The organism is Pseudomonas sp. RGM 3321 (assembly GCF_022836805.1).
Classification (GTDB): Bacteria; Pseudomonadota; Gammaproteobacteria; order Pseudomonadales; family Pseudomonadaceae; genus Aquipseudomonas.
Genome location: NZ_JALHBH010000121.1, coordinates 422913 through 442323, shown reverse-complemented (window position 1 = coordinate 442323; position 19411 = coordinate 422913). Strand labels below are relative to the sequence as shown.

18 protein-coding genes are annotated in these 19411 nt (G+C 61.0%); 5 read left to right on the top strand and 13 right to left on the bottom strand.

Going from position 1 to position 19411, the window contains the following annotated elements:
* Positions 1 to 7 precede the first annotated feature (7 nt).
* Both RGM3321_RS27370 and RGM3321_RS27365 read left to right on the top strand, forming a co-directional pair.
* Positions 8 to 691, top strand: coding sequence for an ABC transporter ATP-binding protein (locus RGM3321_RS27370; protein ID WP_004664748.1), 684 nt, complete (start codon positions 8 to 10; stop codon positions 689 to 691).
* Entirely contained in the window at positions 691 to 3207 is a 2517-nt protein-coding gene (locus RGM3321_RS27365; RefSeq protein WP_244395641.1) for an ABC transporter permease, read from the top strand. The genes RGM3321_RS27370 and RGM3321_RS27365 overlap by 1 nt, the downstream gene beginning before the upstream one ends.
* A gap of 37 nt (positions 3208 to 3244) precedes the next feature.
* Here RGM3321_RS27365 and greB read toward each other — a convergent pair whose 3' ends face one another.
* From greB to RGM3321_RS27340, 5 genes are all read right to left on the bottom strand, one after another.
* Positions 3245 to 3718: a transcription elongation factor GreB gene (gene greB, locus RGM3321_RS27360; protein ID WP_004667519.1), complete on the bottom strand. Its 474-nt coding sequence runs from the start codon at positions 3716 to 3718 to the stop codon at positions 3245 to 3247.
* A 46-nt stretch (positions 3719 to 3764) separates the two neighbouring features.
* Positions 3765 to 4094 carry a hypothetical protein gene (locus tag RGM3321_RS27355; protein WP_002553011.1) on the bottom strand — a complete coding sequence of 110 codons (330 nt, stop codon included), beginning with the start codon at positions 4092 to 4094 and terminating at the stop codon, positions 3765 to 3767.
* 104 nt (positions 4095 to 4198) lie between these two features.
* A complete protein-coding gene (locus RGM3321_RS27350; RefSeq protein ID WP_244395640.1) occupies positions 4199 to 4507 on the bottom strand; it encodes a class I SAM-dependent methyltransferase in 309 nt (102 codons plus the stop codon).
* A gap of 242 nt (positions 4508 to 4749) precedes the next feature.
* Positions 4750 to 5184 carry a DoxX family protein gene (locus tag RGM3321_RS27345; RefSeq protein WP_244395639.1) on the bottom strand — a complete coding sequence of 145 codons (435 nt, stop codon included), beginning with the start codon at positions 5182 to 5184 and terminating at the stop codon, positions 4750 to 4752.
* Between the two features lie 106 nt (positions 5185 to 5290).
* The gene (locus tag RGM3321_RS27340; protein ID WP_244395638.1) at positions 5291 to 6712 is read right to left on the bottom strand and encodes a transglycosylase SLT domain-containing protein; all 1422 of its coding nucleotides are present in this window, start codon (positions 6710 to 6712) and stop codon (positions 5291 to 5293) included.
* Positions 6713 to 6893: 181 nt separating this feature from the next.
* Here RGM3321_RS27340 and RGM3321_RS27335 point away from each other — a divergent pair, with 181 nt between their 5' ends.
* From RGM3321_RS27335 to RGM3321_RS27325, 3 genes are all read left to right on the top strand, one after another.
* A complete protein-coding gene (locus tag RGM3321_RS27335; protein WP_244395637.1) occupies positions 6894 to 7730 on the top strand; it encodes a TatD family hydrolase in 837 nt (278 codons plus the stop codon).
* 84 nt (positions 7731 to 7814) lie between these two features.
* The gene (locus RGM3321_RS27330) at positions 7815 to 9290 is read left to right on the top strand and encodes a methyl-accepting chemotaxis protein (RefSeq protein ID WP_244395636.1); all 1476 of its coding nucleotides are present in this window, start codon (positions 7815 to 7817) and stop codon (positions 9288 to 9290) included.
* A gap of 124 nt (positions 9291 to 9414) precedes the next feature.
* A complete protein-coding gene (locus RGM3321_RS27325) occupies positions 9415 to 9657 on the top strand; it encodes a hypothetical protein (RefSeq protein ID WP_244395635.1) in 243 nt (80 codons plus the stop codon).
* 13 nt (positions 9658 to 9670) lie between these two features.
* Here RGM3321_RS27325 and RGM3321_RS27320 read toward each other — a convergent pair whose 3' ends face one another.
* The 8 genes from RGM3321_RS27320 to RGM3321_RS27285 all read right to left on the bottom strand — a co-directional run bounded on the left by RGM3321_RS27320 (position 9671) and on the right by RGM3321_RS27285 (position 19362).
* Positions 9671 to 10468, bottom strand: coding sequence for a thioesterase family protein (locus RGM3321_RS27320; RefSeq protein WP_244395634.1), 798 nt, complete (start codon positions 10466 to 10468; stop codon positions 9671 to 9673).
* Between the two features lie 121 nt (positions 10469 to 10589).
* Positions 10590 to 11351, bottom strand: coding sequence for a CHAD domain-containing protein (locus RGM3321_RS27315; RefSeq protein WP_244395633.1), 762 nt, complete (start codon positions 11349 to 11351; stop codon positions 10590 to 10592).
* 24 nt (positions 11352 to 11375) lie between these two features.
* Positions 11376 to 13385 carry a DUF3488 and transglutaminase-like domain-containing protein gene (locus tag RGM3321_RS27310; RefSeq protein ID WP_244395632.1) on the bottom strand — a complete coding sequence of 670 codons (2010 nt, stop codon included), beginning with the start codon at positions 13383 to 13385 and terminating at the stop codon, positions 11376 to 11378.
* Positions 13382 to 14365 carry a DUF58 domain-containing protein gene (locus RGM3321_RS27305; protein ID WP_244395631.1) on the bottom strand — a complete coding sequence of 328 codons (984 nt, stop codon included), beginning with the start codon at positions 14363 to 14365 and terminating at the stop codon, positions 13382 to 13384. Before RGM3321_RS27305 ends, RGM3321_RS27310 begins: the two co-directional genes overlap by 4 nt.
* Entirely contained in the window at positions 14335 to 15252 is a 918-nt protein-coding gene (locus RGM3321_RS27300) for an AAA family ATPase (RefSeq protein ID WP_002553000.1), read from the bottom strand. Before RGM3321_RS27300 ends, RGM3321_RS27305 begins: the two co-directional genes overlap by 31 nt.
* A 382-nt stretch (positions 15253 to 15634) precedes the next feature.
* Positions 15635 to 15913 (bottom strand): hypothetical protein, encoded by a 279-nt coding sequence (locus tag RGM3321_RS27295; RefSeq protein WP_002552999.1) that lies wholly within the window; start codon positions 15911 to 15913, stop codon positions 15635 to 15637.
* Positions 15914 to 16009: 96 nt separating this feature from the next.
* Positions 16010 to 16702 carry a response regulator gene (locus tag RGM3321_RS27290; RefSeq protein ID WP_244395630.1) on the bottom strand — a complete coding sequence of 231 codons (693 nt, stop codon included), beginning with the start codon at positions 16700 to 16702 and terminating at the stop codon, positions 16010 to 16012.
* A complete protein-coding gene (locus tag RGM3321_RS27285; protein ID WP_244395629.1) occupies positions 16699 to 19362 on the bottom strand; it encodes a sensor histidine kinase KdpD in 2664 nt (887 codons plus the stop codon). The genes RGM3321_RS27290 and RGM3321_RS27285 overlap by 4 nt, the downstream gene beginning before the upstream one ends.
* Positions 19363 to 19411 lie beyond the last annotated feature (49 nt).

The following is a 19411-nucleotide window of genomic DNA, read 5'->3' as shown; positions in this document are numbered from 1 at the left end:
ATTCTCCATGAGTGAAAGTATTCTCAGTGCCCAAAGCCTCAGCAAAGTAGTCCCCAGCACCGAAGGTGACCTGACCATCCTGCACGAACTCTCCCTGGAACTAAACAAGGGCGACACACTGGCCATCGTCGGTGCCTCCGGTTCAGGCAAATCAACCCTGCTCGGCTTGCTTGCCGGGCTTGATCTGCCAAGCTCCGGTTCGGTCATCCTCTCGGGCCGCAACCTGAGTGAACTGGATGAAGACCAGCGCGCCAGGGTACGCGCCGAGCACGTCGGCTTTGTATTTCAGTCATTCCAGTTGCTCGACAGCCTCAATGCGCTGGAAAACGTCATGCTGCCGATGGAGCTTGAAGGCCGCAAGGACGCCCGCGAAAAGGCTCGCGACCTGCTGGAGCGCGTAGGCCTTGGCCAGCGCCTGACCCACACACCGCGTCAGTTGTCCGGAGGCGAACAGCAACGGGTCGCCATCGCCCGCGCGTTTGCCGCCGACCCGGATGTACTGTTTGCCGACGAACCCACCGGCAATCTGGACAGCCACACCGGCGAGCGCATCAGCGACCTGCTGTTCGAACTGAACAAGGAGCGCAACACCACGCTGGTGCTGGTGACTCACGATGAGCGTCTGGCGCATCGCTGCCGCCGCCTGATCCGTCTTGAAGGGGGCCGCCTGGTCGCCCCGCTGGAGCCTTGATGGCACGTTTGCCTTTTGCCCGTCTGCTAAGCCTCGCCGCCCGCCAACTGCTGCGCGATGCACGCGCCGGAGAGCTGCGGGTGTTGTTCTTTGCCCTTCTGGTAGCTGTGGCTGCCAGCACCGCCATCGGTTATTTCGGCGCGCGTCTGAACGGCGCAATGCTGTTGCGGGCAACCGAGTTTCTTGGCGCTGATCTGATTCTGGAGGGTTCCAGCCCGGCGCGCGCCGAGCAGGTCGAGGAAGGCAAGCGCCTGCAACTCAAGCATGCGCAGATCGTGATCTTTTCCAGCGTGATCGCCACCGATGCCGGTATCCAATTGTCCAGCATCAAGGCGGTGGATGACGCTTACCCACTGCGCGGCGAGCTTAAAAGCGCAGCAGACCTGTATCAGACCGAGCAGGCTGGCAGCGGCCCCAGACCCGGTGAAGCCTGGGCCGAGGCGCGACTGTTTCCAGCCGTTGATCTGAAGATCGGTGATGATATCGACGTCGGCTCGAAAACCCTGAAACTGACTCGGGTACTGACGTACGAGCCAGACCGTGCAGGCAACTTCTACAGTCTGACCCCGAGGGTGATGATCAATCTGCAGGATCTCGCCGCTACCGGCGTAGTGCAGCCGGGCAGCCGGGTCAGCTACCGGGAAATGTGGAGCGGTCCGCCCGAAGCGCTGGCCGCTTACCGTAAAGCCATCGAGCCAACTCTGGAACCGCATCAGGAAATCAAGGACGCCCGCGATGGCAGTCAGCAGATTGGCGGCGCGCTGGGCAAGGCTGAACGTTATTTGAATATGGCAAGCCTGGTGGCCGTACTCCTGGCAGGCGTTGCCGTGGCGCTTTCGGCATCCAGGTTTGCCGCACGGCGCTTCGATGCCAGCGCCCTGCTGCGCTGTCTGGGCCTGTCACGCGGCGAGACCATGACCCTGTTCAGCCTGCAACTGGCGATCATCGGTCTGCTGGCCAGCCTGAGCGGCGCGCTGCTGGGCTGGCTGGCGCAATTGGGGTTATTTGCACTGCTGCAGAATCTGTTGCCGGCCGCCGTACCACCAGGCGGCCTTTTGCCTGCGCTGGCAGGCATGGGCACCGGGTTGGTGGCGTTGGCCGGTTTCGCCCTGCCGCCATTGGCAGCACTGGGTCGCGTGCCGCCGCTGCGCGTGCTGCGCCGTGACATGCTGCCGATCCCCGCCAGCTCATGGCTGGTGTATGGCGCGGCGCTGCTCGCGCTGGGCCTGATCATGTGGCGCCTGAGCCTGGACCTGGTGCTGACCTTTGCCCTGCTGGGCGGTGGCGTCGTTGCCGCGCTGATACTGGGCAGCCTGTTGCTGCTGGCGCTCAACAGCCTGCGCCGCCTGCTCGCCGGTGCGTCGCTGCCCTGGCGGCTGGGCCTGGGGCAACTGCTGCGTTACCCGCTGGCCGCTGCCGGTCAATCTCTGGCGTTCGGCCTGATCCTGCTGTCGATGGGGTTGATCGCGCTGTTGCGCGGTGAACTGCTCGACACCTGGCAAAACCAGCTGCCCAAGGATGCACCGAACTATTTCGTGCTCAATGTGTTGCCATCAGAGAAAGAAAACTTCGCCCAGACCCTGAGCAAGCTGTCCACCCACTCGGCTCCGCTCTACCCGGTAGTGCCGGGGCGTCTGACCAGCATCAACGGTGAACCGGTGGGCAACTTCGTGACCAAGGACTCGCGTGGTGAAAACGCCACTCGCCGCGACCTGAGCCTGACCTGGGCCGCCGATCTGCCCGAAGGCAATACCCTGACTGCCGGTAGCTGGTGGAAGGCGCTGCCTGCCTCAGGCCAGAGCGACGCGACGCCCGGGGTATCGATCGAGACCAAGCTGGCCGAGAGCCTGAAGATCAAGCTGGGTGACCGCCTGAGCTTCATTGTCGGCGGCCTGACGCGTGAAGCCGTAGTCACCAGTCTGAGGGACGTGAACTGGGATACCTTCCAGCCCAACTTCTTCATGATCTTCCAGCCTGGCACCCTGGCTGATTTGCCCACCACTTACCTGACCAGCTTCTACTTGCCACCTGGCCAGGATAAACAGATTGTCGAGCTGTCGCGGGCCTACCCGTCGATCAGCATTCTGGGGGTGGAAGCCTTGCTGGCGCAGGTGCGCAGTATTCTTGATCAGGTCACGCTGGCCGTGCAATTCGTGCTGCTGTTTGTGCTAGCGGCCGGCATTGCCGTGCTGTTCTCCGGGTTGCAGGCGACCCTGGACGAGCGCATACGTCAGGGCGCGCTGCTGCGTGCGCTCGGCGCAGAGCGGGCACTGCTGATCAAGTCACGGCGCATCGAATTCGGTTTGCTGGGGGCTGCCAGCGGCGTACTGGCGGCGCTGGGCTGTGAACTGGTGAGCTTCGTGCTGTACCGCTATGCCTTCTCACTGGAATGGCAGCCGCATCCGTGGCTATTGCTGCTGCCAGTGATCGGTGCCCTGCTGGTGGGTGGCGCTGGCGTATTCGGCACGCGCCGCGCACTGAACGTCAGCCCGTTGACCGTACTGCGCGAAGGTTGAGCGCGACTGGCCGGACTACGACGCTGTGCGTCCGGCCTTACTGCTCATAAACAATCGAATTCACAAACCACAGCTTCTCGCCTTCCGGCGTATTGACCAGCACCTCATCGCCCTCTTCCTTCTTCAACAAGGCGCGTGCCATGGGCGAGTCGATGGAAATGTAATCGTTGCGCCCGTAGATCTCGTCGTAACCGACGATGCGAAATTTCTTGAGGTCGCCTGCTTCGTTCTCGATCTCGACCCAGGCACCGAAGAACACTCGCCCTTCCTGCTCCGGCGAATACTGGACGACGCGCATGTCTTCAAGGCGCTTGCGCAGGTAGCGCACGCGCCGGTCAATTTCGCGCAGCAGTTTCTTGTTGTACTGGTAATCCGCATTCTCGCTGCGATCACCCAACGACGCTGCCCAGGCGACCTTTTGAGTAATGTCGGGCCGGTGCTCTCGCCACAGGTAATCGAGTTCTTTCTTCAGGGCTTCATGCCCGCCCCTGGTGATAATCTTTGTACTCAAGACGTTTCTCCAGCCCTGCAAAAATCAGTTCGACAGGCATAAAAAGTCAGCGACGCGCCACCTCATGCTGGATGCAGCCGTCGTAATACACCTTGCTGACAGCATCAGGCTTCAAACGCGACTCGCTGTCGTAGGTCTGCTCGGTGATGCGCAATGCCATGGGGCGCATCCACTGTTTGGCGAACTTGCGCGCCTGCAGCTTTTGCCGCGCCCCGTAACGGGTAACGCCTGACAGCTTGGAAGCCTGTGCACCACCGGCAATGGTCGAGCCCCAGCGACAAAGATAACGCTCGTTCTCCGTCGCGTTTCTGGCCTGAACGGAAAAAGCCAGCCCGGAAAGCGTCAGGCACGCCAGAGCACAATAGACCAAACGCATGCGAAAACCACCTAATCCTTTGATAAGGCGGCGATTTTGCCTGTCAGTTCACAGGCTGGGGGCCAGCAATATGCCTTCTATGCCAATTGAATACGTCCGCCATTTCAACCCAGCGTAATCAGGCCCTGGCGGGCAATACGCGTCAGATCACGAATGAGCTGCTCGACGTCGTCAGCGTGAGGCGATTGCACAACCGCCAGGTCGAACTCGTCGTTGCCAAAGTGGCTCAATGACGAGTTCGTATCGACAAACTGAATTAGAAACGCACAGTTACCACCGCCCCGACGAGGCCAGCCATCGAGGTAGCGCAACAGCGTAGGCTGGTGAGAGCCGCTCAAAAGGATTTTCGGGTTCTTGCGTGACAAGACCGTGCTGATCGGGGAAAGACGAATGAGGGGGCGCAGGTTGTTCATGGTTATATCTCTGCCTCGCAAGATCCGCTGGGCAGCGGTGAGAGGCAACACCGAACCAACGTTTTAGCGGTATTTCGACAAGACTTGAGCCTTGCCAGGCGCCCCGCAAGTAGTTGTTAAATCGGCGCTTGAGCACGCATCCTAGAGAAACGCCCCATTCATTGTCAATTGTCATCCTTGAGGCGAGCCCGCAAACGCACAAGGCCCGCCAGAAGCGGGCCTTGCAGAACAAGCGTAGTCGGTTATCGGGCGATGACACGGTCCAGCGACAACTTGCCTGCACCTTCGATAAGCACTGCCAGAGCGCCACCGAGCAAGGCCAGCGCATATTCATAGCCGTTGTGGGCCATGAAGAAACCGTTATGAATATGCACGGTAAAGATCGCTACCAGCAACAGCAGGATCACCACTACCGCAGCCGGACGAGCCAGCAGCCCCAACAGCAGGCCCAGGCCGCCAAAGAACTCGGCGCTGCCAGACATCAGCGCCATCAGGTAACCCGGTGTCAGGCCCAGGCTTTCCATGTACTGAGCAGTGCCTTCCAGGCCATAACCGCCGAAGGCCCCGAACAGTTTCTGACTGCCGTGAGCGATAAACGCAATACCGACAATAACGCGCAACAGGGTCAGGCCGTAACCGGCGCGAGTACTGAGAACCGATTTGATCATTGTGTTCATGTGGGTGATTTCCGAGATTGATTAAGTGAACGTGGCGTCATCATAATCAAATTTACTTATGTGAAAGCCGCAAATAACGGCACATAATAATCCAATAAATCGATGATTAGCGCTTTACGGCAGTTTTCGGCCCACTCTTTTCCAGCGAGTCTCGCTCGCGATCAAATGCCAGGTAGTACTTGTTAACGCTGTTGACGAACGCAACGACGTTGGCACCGCCCTGCTCCATCGCCACGCGCTCAGTCTGGAAAAACCACTGATCAGGATTGAGCCCGCGCCGCCGCGCTTCCTCGCGCATGCCTTGCACACGCTCCGGCCCCAGGTTGTAGGCGGCCATTACGAACGCCATGCGCTCGCGCTCGTTGACTCGGCTGCTGGAGAAATACTTGCGCTGGATCAGCGCCATGTAACGCGAACCTGCACGGACGTTGTCGTCAGCGCTTTGAATGCTCGGCACTCCGACGCTTTTTGCCGCCGACGGAGTGATCTGTAACAGCCCTGTCGCGCCGCCACTGCCCTTGGCCGCCGGGTCGAGCTTCGACTCCTTGAACGCCAGGGCAGCCAGGTCCAGCCAGTCCATACCTTGCGCATCGGCGTGGCGTTGCAGCATCGGACGCAGTTGCTCAAGACGTTGCAGGTTATTGCGTACCAGCGGGTTGTTGACCTTGTAGGTGTTTTTGTAAGCCTTGGCGAACACCTGATCCTGCTGAGCCGAAGGTTTATAGCCCTTGAGGAAATCATCGACACTGGCCCGCAGCTGGGTTGCGTTGTCACGTACAAACCAGCTGATGTCGCCGTGGGTCTGCAAGGTCAGGCCGCGCTCGATACGCAGTTTGGGCATGATCTTCGCCCAACGCTCGGCGATAGGCTGCTCGACCAGTGTCATTGGGTAAATACCGGCCTGGACCATCTCCAGAACATCTTCGACTGCAAGACTTGGGTCGACCCATTCGATTTTGGCCAGCGGCAACTTGCGCAGCTCCAGTTGTCGATTGACCTGATGCAGGGCTTCATCGGCCGCGCTGCCGGTGGGCAGGCTCAGTGTATGTCCCGACAGTTGCTCAACACGCCGTACGTTGCGCTGGCCACGGGCGCCGACCAGCACCAGAGGCACATCATGAATGATTGGCGCACTGGCCTGAATGCCTTTGGCTTCGCTGACATCAAGCAGTTCGCCGGGCGCGATCATATCGCCTTCGCCGCGCTGCAACGCTGTCAGTAGCTGGTTCTTGGCCTTGGGTATGACTTTGAGTGTGACCTTCTGACCGCCGCGCGAATGGCTGTTGAGGTACTGTTCGAAGGCTTGCAGGCGATGATATTCGACGCCGATTTCCTGGCCCTTGACGTCACCGGAGCTGTTGCGGCTTTGATTAACCAGCACGCGCAGCACCTTGCTGCTGCGAATGGCAGGCAGATCGCGCACCTGCGCGTTGTGCTGCACGGCCTGCGGGCCGGTCTGACGAGCAGAAACCTGCAGCGGCAGCAGCGCCAACAGACACATAAAAGACACAAGCGCGGATCGGATCATTCACTTCCCCAGGGCAACGCCGGAAAAAAAACAGGAAAAAGGAAATCTTGAGGTCACGCAGCAGCATCGAACAGCGAAGGAAATCGTTGAACCATCCGGCTCAATCGCTTGAATACCCAGCGTTTTCTTATTGTGGCCGGAGCTCTGGTATGCTCGACAGCCTTCAGCTGGAGGTAGCACCATGCAACTCATCGACATCGGCGTCAATCTGACCAACGCAAGCTTCGCCTCGCAACGACAGGCGGTACTCGATCGCGCCTATGCCGCAGGCGTCGAGCAACTGGTGGTGACCGGCACCAGCGTCGAGGGCAGCGAACACGCCTTGCAGCTGTGTCACGAGCTGGATGAAAGCGCGCAACGCCTGTTCTGCACGGCAGGCATCCACCCGCACTCGGCGAGCGATTGGACCGGCGACACCGAGAAACAGTTGCATGCCCTGCTCAAGGAAAATCGCGTTCGTGCCGTGGGTGAATGCGGTCTGGATTTCAATCGCGACTTTTCGCCTCGCCCGCAGCAGGAAAAGGTTCTTGAAGCGCACCTGGCCCTGGCGGTGGAACTGCAATTGCCGGTGTTTCTGCACGAACGTGACGCCAACCAGCGCTTGCTGGAGATTCTGCGCGACTATCGCGACCGTCTGCCGGCTGCGGTGGTGCACTGCTTTACTGGCGAACGCGCCGCGCTGTTCAGTTACCTGGATCTTGACCTGCACATTGGCATAACAGGCTGGATCTGCGATGAGCGACGCGGCACGCATCTGCACCCACTGGTGGGCAATATCCCTCGCGGCCGGCTGATGCTTGAAAGCGACGCGCCTTATCTTCTGCCACGCAGCCTGCGCCCCAAGCCGAAAAATGGCCGTAACGAACCGGCTTACCTGCCGGAAGTCTTGCGCGAAGTAGCTTTGCACCGGGGCGAAAGCCAGGAAGATCTCGCCCGTCACAGCACGGCCTGCGCACGTGAATTTTTCGATTTACCCTCTCTGGAACAGATAAGCGGCGAAAATCTGCAGCTTCCTTGACCCGCATCAAGGGTCTCTTTGATGGCTGAGGCATCGTGATGGCATCTTGCTGCTACCTCACACGACCATCAAAGAAGACCGCTCATGGGCTCATGGCTTGGCAACCTGTCACTGAAATATAAATTCTGGGCCGTCAATGCGGTCGCTTTCGTCACAACCCTGCTGCTGGTGCTTTACGCCATGCAAGCAGAGCAGCAGGCACGAGCAGATACGTCACGTCAGGCAGCGCAAGCTCAGGCTCGCTTGCTGGCCGCGTGGCCTGCCGACGCAGTGCTGCCCGCCAGTGATATGTTGCTGATTTATAGCAAAGGTCGGACACCGGTCTTCAATAGCCTCGCGCTGCCGGAGCTGGCCGACGCCCGCGACTGGGTTGCGCTGAACAAACCAGCCAGCGACAGACTGTTGAGCGGCGCGCAGATCGTCACCCGCAGCACTGGCCAGCAGATCGCGGTGCTGGCCTTTGCTCCGACCTTCCTGCAAGTATTTCAGGATCGCTTCAGCCATTACGCAGCCGCGGTTTTCGTGCTGATGCTGTTGATGCTCTGCGCCTCGCAACTGCTGATCCGTTTTCTCCTCAGCCAGCTCAACGCGCTCAAGGATGTAATGCTGCACGTCGAAAAAAGCGGCGATCTGGCGGCCCGCGCGCCTAACCGCAGTGACGATGAGGTCGGGCAGATGGCCAAGGCGTTCAATGCCATGCAGGCCGGGTATCAGCGAGTGGTCAATACGGTTTCGCAAACCGCTGGCCGCCTCGATCAGGGTGCCGCGCATCTGGCGGCGGGCATGAAGGACGTGCGCCAGGGCATGCTCGGCCAGCAAAGCGAAACCGATCAGGTGGCCACGGCGATCAACGAAATGACCGCCACGGTCCATCACATTGCCCAACACGCCACGGCCACGCGCGATCAGTCGCAGACCGCCGACGCATTGGCGGGCAGCGGCAAGGTCGTGGTCGACCGAGTGCAAGTTTCCATCGCCGGGCTCTCCAGCGGCGTGCAACAGACCGCCGAAATGATCCAGCGCATGGCCCAGGACAGCCAGAAGATCAACGGCGTGGTCAATGTAATCCACAGTATTGCCGAACAGACCAACCTGCTGGCCCTGAATGCCGCCATCGAAGCCGCACGCGCCGGGGAAATGGGCCGCGGTTTTGCCGTGGTCGCCGACGAAGTGCGCAATCTGGCCAAGCGGGTGCAAACCTCCACCGATGAAATCACCACGATGGTTTCGACCCTGCAAAGCGGCACCCGCGATGCGGTGGATTTCATGCAGGAAAGCTCGTACAAGGCCGACGAATGCGTGCAGCAGGCCAAGGAAGCGGGCGAAGCGCTGGCGGCCATTGCCGGTGCCGTGGCACAGATGCGCGAAAGCAATACGCAGATTGCCGTCGCCGCGCAGCAGCAAAGTCAGGTGGCCGAGGAAATGAACCGTGCGGTGGTGAGTATCCGCGATGTCACCGAACGCACGGTGGTACAGACCGTGGACTCGGCCAGCACCAGTGACGAGCTCGCCACGCTGGCGGGCGAGCTGAATGCTGCGATCGGCCAGCTCAAGTTGTAACAGGCTATCGCGGCGATAGACACGCTTGAATCGTGAGCGATCGGCAGGCGGGCCTATGCTTCAGGTATCGAACGGCGCTTTACGCGTTCTCCTGAACAAGCGCTAACCTTAAGAGGACCGCCGCATGAACAAGCCACTTTCCGATCTGCAGCTTAATCAATGGCGTGACAGCAGCGACAATCAGGAGCACTCGGCCAGCCTGGCCATGTACCTGATTGCCGTACCCCTGTTCATTCTGGCGGCCCTGCTGATACTCAATGGCCTGTTCTCCGAGAGCCTGCCATCGATTGCCATCGGCGTGATCGGGCTGCTGGCTGCGCTGGGCTTTCAGCGCAAGGACGCCGCCCGCTCTGCCCAGAAACCTTAACCTGCCTTGTCAGTCAGCCGAACACCGTCACCGTCTGGCGGCTGATTGCGATCAGTTCGCCGTCGGGGCTCCACAACGCTGCGGCGGTGTGACCATAGCCATCCCGGGCATGTTCGATGACTGCGCGATAACTGCACCATTGCAGCGTATCGAGCAACGGTTGTGGCTGGACGAATTCGATAGTCCAGGTCAGCGAACTGCCTGGTGCGGGCTTCTTTAGGTGCGGCAGTACCGCAGGCGGCCAGGTGTCGACCAGCGCCAGAATATGGGCCTCGCTCATGGGGCTGGCATGCGCCTCATCACGAAAACGCACATGACCACCAATTGCCGGTGACGGTGTATTGCTGAACGGCATGCCGCCCAATGCCCAGCGAATGTCCATGAAGCGCAAGTAGTCGGGCATCACGCCCTTGGCAAAAGGCAGCTCCGGGCATTGTTCTACCGGCTTGAGCACTGGCGCGGCCTCTGCGGCAACCGCAATCATCGACTCACGTGGCGCGCCGAAGCTGCCTTGTATCAAGGTCATTACCTGACCGTTCTGCATGGCGCGCCCCGACACCTGACTGACAGCCTTGCCGTGACGCAGAATTTCGACGTCAAAGGCAATTGGCACGCCAGGCTCGGCAGGCCCGACAAAGGTAATCGCCAGCGAGCGAACCGGGCGCCCTTCCGGCACCTCGGCACGCATCGCTTCATAGGTCAGCGCCGCCATCAACCCGCCAAAGCAGGCGCGCCCCTGGGACCATTCGGCAGGGATCGTGACAGCACGCGGGTCGTGACGCACCGCATCGATCAGTTCGGAAAAGGTCATGCTTACTCCAGCAAGTCGACACACAAGTGGATGGATGATAACCATCCTCTTAGTCAACGACATGCCGCATATTGGCCATTATTGCGGCCTGAATGACCTATTTTATAAAAAAGCCACTGCCTTAGAAACAGGCCTTGGCCAGCCGCTTGAGCGACGCCTCGGCCTTGCGCTCGGCACGCACTATGCCGATCTGCCAACCTTGAATGCACGGTGCCAGATCCGGCTGCTCGGCAGCCTGCGCCAACCATTGCAGATGATCGTGCCAGTCGCCCAGTTCGCCTTGCGCGGCTTTGAGCCGAGCCTGCATGTTTTTCGGCTGGTGACTGAGTTCCGGATACGCTTCGGCAGCGTAACGAACGCGTTTGATCAGCAGGCGCAGGTCATGCCGATCATGCCCCGGCTCGGCGATGGCCACCCGTAGCTTGCTCCACTGTTTGTCCATGCGCTTTTCGATGGTCTTGCGAAGGCCACGCAACATTCCCTGACGCTGTTGCAAACGCAGCAGCTCCGGGAATAGATCTATCAGCTTGAGCAAACGGGTCAGTTCAGGCGACGTCGCAACCCTGGGGCAGGCATTTCCCAGGTACTGGTTGCGCTTGAAAGCCGCCTCGTTAAGGCCCTGCTCTTCGAGAAACGCGGCGAGCACCTGCATGTCACGCATAGGCGTGGTCAGTTGCCCTACTGCTTTTGCGGCCGCTTCCAGCTCTGCGGCAGCCGGGTTTTCCCGCAGGGGCCGCAGTACGCTACGCAGACGACGCACGGTGGTACGCAAATCATGCAGCGCTTCGCTGTCCGTCGAAACTGCAAGGCGTGCCTGGCACGCGAGCAATTTGACATCCAGCGCCAGCACTTCGGCCACCAGATGATCCACGATTGAAGACATGCAATTCCCCTTCGACACACTCATTCATGAATGCCTGTCCCTGACGGCTGACAACCTCCATGGCAGACGACGACGCAACGTGCTCAATGCATGCCTCAAGCGGCTGGCCGAAGCAAGCCGCCCGGCATAGCGCTGCGCCTGAAATTCGCCGATGAAAGCTTCGATGGCCTCGGCATGCTGCGGAAAATACAGCACCGCTCTGCGGCAGAATGCGTCAGCGCCTTCACCCGGCATACGACGCAGACCATGACGGGCGAGCAAGCGTTCAAATGCGTTGAACACCCGCAGTTGCGAGTCGCTTTCGCGCTGCCACGGTTTGAACAGCCATAATGCAATCAGGCCCAGTGAAAGCAAGGTTCCCAGGACGAAAACCGGTGCCTGAAACCCTGAAAACCAACGGCCGAGAATTTGTAACTGCTGTTGTCCCTGATAGCCCAGCACCCAGCGCTGCCAGCCGTAGTTGAGGTTATCCCAGCTAAGGCGTATGGCGTTGACCCAAGGCACATTGCGATAGCGTAACGCTGAATAGGGCGAGTCCTGCAAAAAGGCCTCGTCTGCTGCCAGCGCTTGCTCCAAGCCCTGTTCGATACGTTGCGGTGCAACTGCTGCGGTGGGGTCGACACTGCGCCAGCCGATACCCGGCTGCCAGTATTCGACCCACGCATGCGCGTCGAACTGGCGCACCGTCAGGTAGTGCCCGTCGGGGTTCAGTTCGCCGCCTTGATACCCGGCCACGACACGCGCCGGAATACCCGCAGCGCGCAGCACAAAAGTCATTGCGCCGGCGTAGTGGGCGCAAAAACCCTGACGACTCGCAAACAGAAATTCATCAATGCTGTCGTTGCCCAACGACATCGGCTTGAGGGTGTAGTGAAACGGCTGGTCGCTGAAATAACCCAGCATCGCGGCGACCATCGCATCCGGCGCGGTGTAACGACGGCGCAGTTCAGCGGCCCACTGCCGGGCCTGATCATTACCCCTGGCGGGCAATTGCAGGTTCTGGCGCTGGACCTGCTCGCTGGATTGCGGGTCGCGAATGCTCAGCGGCCAGGAATTGACGGCGTATAACAGCGATTGCTCGACGGGACGTCGGCGTTGCAGGCGGAAGTCGCTCATCTGCCGAACGTCCGGCAACGTGGTTTCAGCCACGTCGAGGCTCGGCAACCAGGGCCGACCGCTGGCTTCCATGACAATGCTGTAGGCCAGTGGATCGCCGCGTTTTTCCCACTGCGGGATCTGCACGGTCTGGGCACGTGCCGACTGTGACCAGCGCCGCCCATCGAACTGCTCGAGGGTCAGACCGCGCCAGTACAACTGATTGCGCGCCGGCATCGGCCCTTCAAAACTGGCACGAAATACCAGTGCCGGCGACTTGCTCAACTCGGCCATGTCGCCCGGTGCCATGTTGTCGGACAGCCCAGTGACGCCCTTGTTGCTCGGTTGCGGCAATGACCAGAGCGGGTCCAGGCGCGGAAAAAACAGAAACAGCAAAAGCATCAACGGCACAGCCTGCGCCATCAGCTTGAACCCCAGCTTGAGCGTGTCGGTTGATCTGCCAGCCAGATCCGCTTGCTGCAGACCAATCAACGCGGCCAGCAACGCGCCGACCGGCAGCAGGCTGAAAAGCGCCCACAGCAGGTTGTCTTCAAACAGATAGCCGACCGCCACGCAAAAGAAACCGAGGAAGATCAGAACCCGTGCGTCGCGATGGTTGTTCATTTCCAGCATTTTCAGAACGAATGCCGCCACCAGTAACGCCGCTCCGGCATCCAGCCCGACCAGACTGCCACGCGCCAGATACACGCCACCAGCGGTGCCCACCAGCAACCCTGACTTGATCCAGGTGCCGGGCAGCCGCGCGCGCATCCGGAACACCTGAACCCGCCAGCATGTGCAGCCCAGCCACAGAAGCGTGATCGATACCGGCACGTGCAGCGCGAACGGCAACACGACCAGTGCCTGCGCCAATAGCAGCCAGGTGAGGCTGACACGCGGAATGGGTGCGGCTACGAGCGCTTTATTCTTGTCACTCATGATCGATGACCATAAAGCGCCAAAGCGCGCAGGCAGGCTTCGCGGTGCGCATCACCGCTGTCGACCGTGGACAGAAAACCTGGCAGGCGCAAGGCAAACGGCTGACGACGCTGGGACAGCTCCAGCACCCAATAACACAGGCGCGACAAGCGCTCCTCGATATCGCCGCCCAGCGCCATGAAGTCCAGGCACAGGTCGTGGCCGCTCAAGTCAGTGAAGTCCTTGACCAGCAACCCCTGACCTCGGGAATAGGCTTTCCAGTGCAGGCGACTGAGGTTATCGCCAGGCTGGTAGCTGCGCAGCCCCTGATAATCATCGACACCGGCACCCTGAGTGGCCTGACCGTCGTCCTCGGCGTGGGGCTGCACACCTTTTAGCAGCGGCATGGCACCGGACAGTGGCCGCGGATAGATCAAGGCACTCTGCTCCATATCCAGCCAGCTCCAGGCGCGGAAGACGCCCAGCGGAAACACACTCTCGATCCGCAGCCTTGGCGCATGCAGCCAGCCGCGCTTTTCGGCAGGCAGGCTCAGTTCCACATCGGTCAGCCCGCGAGGCAGCACATCGCCGGGTTGCAGCGCTGTAGCAGTCCAGCCCACTCCCAACGCGTGGTGGGCCTGACCGGCACTTTCCAGACGTATGCGCAATTGCACCGGTTCGCCGACAAACACTGAACGCGCCACACCGGCACTGAGAATCAAGCCGCTGAGGTTGCGATACGTGTGCAGGATGGCCAGCACGCCGATCGACAACAGCAGAAAGGTCAGCCCGTAGGCCAAGCTGTTCTGATAATTGATCGCCACCAGCAGCATGAGCACGATCACGACCGCAAAGGTCATGCCGGTGCGCGTCGGCATGATGAAGATGCGCCGGTGGTCGAGCGTGATGCGTGACGCCGGAGGAATTCGTCTTGCCAGCCAGCGTTGCCAAAACGGTTTGAGCGGCTCGATCAAAGCACCGGCACCTCGCGCAATAACCACTGCACCAGCGCCCCGCCGCCATGCCCGGTCGGGTCGCTGCGCTCGCGCAGCCGATGGCCGACCACCGACGGCAATACCGCCTGCACATCCTCGGGAATGACGTAATCACGCCCCAGCAACATCGCCCAGGCCCGCGCTGCGGCCAGAATCGCCAGGCTCGCCCTGGGCGACAGTCCATAGGCGAATTGCGGCTGGCTGCGGGTTGCCTCGACCAGTCGCAGCACATAGTCGACCAGCGCATCGCTGGCCCGCAACTGCCGCGCATGCGCTTGCAACTGGCCCAGCATGGCGTGGTCCAGAATCGGCTGCAGGCGCGGTAAAAGTTCGCGGCGTGACTCGCCAAGCAGCAACGCTTTCTCTGCGGCTCTCGCCGGATAGCCCATGGAGATGCGCATCAGGAACCTGTCTAACTGAGACTCGGGCAAGGCAAAAGTGCCACCGGAACTGAACGGGTTCTGAGTCGCAATCACGAAGAATGGATCGGGCAACAGACGTGTCGCGCCCTCAATGGAGACCTGCCCTTCTTCCATGGCTTCCAGCAACGCGCTCTGGCTCTTGGGCGTGGCGCGGTTGATTTCGTCGGCCAGCACCAGTTCGGCGAAGATCGGCCCCGGATGAAAGGTGAATTGCCCGCTGTCCCGATCAAACACCGAGGTGCCCAGGATGTCACCCGGTAGCAGGTCGGACGTGAACTGAATGCGCTGATAACTGAGGCCCAGAATTTTCGCCAGCGCATGGCTGAGCGTGGTCTTGCCCATCCCTGGCAAGTCTTCGATCAGCAAATGCCCGCCGCCGATCAGACAGGTCATTGCCAGCCGCACCTGCACTTCCTTGCCAAGAACCACTTCATTGATGGCGCTCAGGCATGCATCGAGTTTTCTACCCATCGAAAGCCCCTTCCGGCAACTGCTTAATGACTGTGGGACTGCAAGCGATGCTAGTGTCCGAACACTTTAAGATGAGCGTAGGCCGTTTCGCTAGAGTCGGTAGGGATTTGATGTGATGCTGGAAGCTCTGCGTCCGCTCGTGAGACTGCGGCGCAGCGCAGAGTTGTGACGCGGAGCGTCACGCAAGGCATTCCGACGCTGGAGCGTGCGGAACGATAATCTCAACTATCGTGCGGCGCTCCGCGCTCGTTGCTATATAAACCGCAAACCCTGTGGGAGCGAGCTTGCTCGCGAAGAGGCCGGTACAGCACCGAGAGCTCTACGCCTGAAACATTGCATCGCGAGCAAGCGCTCTCCCACAGGACCTGTGTATCGTCAGTTATCAACGGCCAGCGCGTGACTCGCGGATGTAGAAGCGGGCTTTTTCGGCTTTTTCGGTGCAGCCTTCAAATGCTTCGAACTGTTGCTGGGTCTTGGCACCGGTCAGCAGCGACAGGGCCTTGGAGTAACTGACGGTGCCGGCGAAGCCTTCGGCCTTGGCCAGATCAAGCTCGTGCCAGGCAGCGTCTATCTGGGTGGCGCAGCTGTCTCGATACCCGGTCTTGCCAGCGCAACCTGCAAGAACCAAGACAAGCAATGGCAGACAGATAAAGGCTTTCATGGGGGTGTTACCTCAGGAGTGAATATGGAGTGTGCGGCTTTGACGGTGCGGTGCAGTAAAAGTGCCGTACCACGGGGGTATGGTCGCTTTTTTCATCTAGTGGTCGGCCAGCAGACGATACCCTATTCCAGGCTCGGTGAGGATGAACCTCGGGGCGGTCGGATCGTCTGCCAGTTTCTGACGCAAATGCCCGACCACAATGCGCAGGTAGTGGCTGTCATCGGTGTGGGTAGGCCCCCATATATCCTTGAGCAACTGCTGCTGGGTAATGACTCGCCCAGGGTGGCGTGCCAACTGCGCCAGCACCGCGTATTCCTTGCGCGTCAGCGCCACTTCGTGACCATCGAGCAGCACCCGGCGATAGGCCAGGTCCACGGTGAGCGGCCCGAACTCAAGCGCAGAGTCGGGCTTTTCGTTGCCCGATGCCTGCCTGAGCAGCGCCCTGATTCGGGCCAGAAACTCCTGAATACCAAACGGCTTGGTCACGTAGTCGTTGGCGCCGGCGTCCAGCGCCTGGACTTTCTGTGCCTCGCTGGCGCGTACCGAAAGCACTAGAACGGGCACTGCCGACCACTCGCGAAACTCGCTCAGCACCTGCTGACCGTCCATATCAGGCAGCCCAAGGTCGAGCACCAGCAAATCCGGTTTGTTCAACGCAGCCTGGGTCAGTCCATCCGTGCCGGTAGCCGCTTCCAGCACCTTGTAGCCCTGCGACACCAGACTGATGCGCAAAAATTTGCGAATCTGCGGCTCGTCATCGATGACCAGAATGGTTGCCGCCTGGCTCAAGCTGACTCCTCCATTTCCACATCGGGCTGCGCCTGCAACGGCAGGAACAGGGTGATGCGCGTACCCTGCCCGTCAATGCCTTCCTCGACGCTGAGACGTCCACCGTGCGCGCCGATCATGCCCTGACAGATCGCCAGCCCCAGGCCCGTGCCCTGCCCGCCCCGATCACCGCGTGCCGCGGTGTAGAACATGTCGAAAATCTTCGCCCGTTCATCCTCGGGAATGCCCGGCCCTTCGTCACTGACCGAGAAGAACAGCTCACTGTCGACCACACCCGCCGCCACCTGCAAGCGCCCGTCAACGGGTGAAAAGCGCGCAGCGTTTTCCAGCACATTGACCAGCGCCTGCTCGATCAGCGCCGCATGCACGTAAAGCAATGGCAGCTCGCCGGTCACCTGAATGCTGACCTGCAAGGGTGCCATCACGGCGCGCAGCCGGTTGAGCGCACTGCCGACGATATCGGCAGGCGACACCCAGTCTCGTGCAAGTTTCAGCGCGCCATGCCCCAGGCGCGTCATGTCCAGCAGGTTCTGGATATAGCGATCCAGACGTTCGGCTTCGTCGCGTGTACCTTCCAGCAGCTCGCGGCGATCCTCCAGAGGGATGGCTTCGCCCAGCGCCAGCAGGCTGTCGATGCTCCCGCGCATGGAGGTCAGTGGTGTGCGCAGGTCGTGGGACACAGAGGCCAGCAAGGCGCTGCGCAATTGCTCGGTTTCACCATGCAGGCGCGCGGCTTCAAGCTCTTGCGCCAGTTGCGCGCGGGCCAGCGCCTGCGCCAGCGGCTGGGTCAGCGCCGCCAGCAGACGCCGGTGTTGCGCGGTGAACGACTGGCCTTCCCGCGCACTGACACCCAGCAGGGCCAATGGCCCTTCTTCGGCGGTAATCGGCCACCACCACCAGCGCCCGGACGGTAGCGTGCCGGTGCCGCTGCCAGCCGGTTGATCGTGCTGCCAGGCCCAGTCGGCGGCGGCACGTTCGGCTTCCGAGAAGGTCAGCGGCCCACCGGTCTCAACGACCAGGCCGCCCTGACCGTCACGATCAACCAGGCACAGATACAATTCCTTCCAGCCGGAAAAATGCTGTTCGGCGGCATTGAGTACTGCTTTGCGATCCGTGGCGGCGGTCATCTTGCGCGACAGGTCGAGCAGTTCGCTGGTCTGTTCCTGAGTATCACGCAACGCCTGCAACTGCCTGCGTTGGCGCGCCGCAAGCTTGCCGGTCAGGGCCGACATCAGCAGGAAGAAGAGCAGCGTCAGCACGTCTTCTTCGCGCTGGATGTTCAGGGAAAAACTCGGTGGAATGAACAGAAAGTCATAGGCCAGAAATGACAGCCCGGCACACGCCAGCGCCGGTCCCATGCTGCTGCGCACCGCAACCAGCAACACCGCCGCGAGAAAGATCAGGGAAATGTTGGGCAGCGCCAGCACGCCAGACACACCCCAGGCGACCAGACTGGCAAGCAGCGTGGCCACAAAGGCCAGGCCGTAATCGAACCACACCACTTCGCGAGCCGGGCGTGCGCGCGGCGGTTGATCGGGTAATTCCTCACTGTCGTCGAGCACCGAGATTTCCAGCCCGTGCCCTTCACGCAACAAACGTGCGGCAACACCGCCGCCAAACACCCGGCGACGCCAGTGCCGACGCGACTGGCCGACCAGCACCACGCTGGCACGCCGTTCGATGGCATGCTGCACCAGTGTTCTGGCAACCTCCCCGGCACGTAATGACACCGCCTCGCCACCCAGCCGCTCGGCCAGTTGCTGAGCGCTTTGCAGGCGCGCGCGGGACTGCTCGTCGAGGGTTTGCCCGTCGTCCACATGCACGGCGCTCCACGGCAGGTGGCGACGCTGAGCAACCCGACTGGCGTGACGCACCAGTCGCTCGGCATGGGTATCACCGTCGATGCCCACCAGCATCCGCCCACGAACTGCCGGAGCCGACTGGCCCAATTGCCGGTAGCCCTGCGCCAGATCGTTATCGACCTGCGCCGCAGCGGTCTGCATGGCCATTTCGCGCAGCGCAGTGAGATTGGTTTGCGTGAAGAAGGCGTCGATGGCCGCGCGCGCCTGCTCCGGCACGTACACCTTGCCGTCGCGCAGGCGCTCCAGCAGTTCGCGCGGCGGCAGGTCGATCAGCACCAGGTCGAAGGCTTCCTGCAACACCCAGTCCGGCAGCGTTTCGCGCACCTGCACGCCGGTGATTCCGCGCACCTGATCATTAAGGCTTTCCAGATGCTGGACATTGACCGTGGTGTAGACGTCGATGCCGGCGGCGAGCAGCTCCTGAATGTCCTGCCAACGCTTGGTATGCCGACTGCCGGGCGCATTGGTGTGCGCCAGCTCGTCGACCAGCACCAATGCCGGTGCCGCCTTGAGCAAGGCATCAAGGTCCATTTCTTCCAGGGTCATGCCGCGGTATTCGGTGCGCAGCAAGGGCTGTTGCGGCACGCCGTTGAGCAGCGCTTCGGTTTCCGCACGGCCGTGGGTTTCCACCACGCCCGCCACGACCCTGACGCCCTGACGCAACTGCGCATGGGCCGCCTGAAGCATGGCGTAGGTTTTGCCCACACCCGGCGCTGCGCCGAGAAAAACCTTCAGCCGCCCGCGCCCTTCGCGGGGCAGCTGGGCCAGCAGTGCATCAGCTCGACCGGAATCACTCACCTTGGTTACCACCCTCTCTAATCATCTACAGCTTAGTGAATCTGCTGCG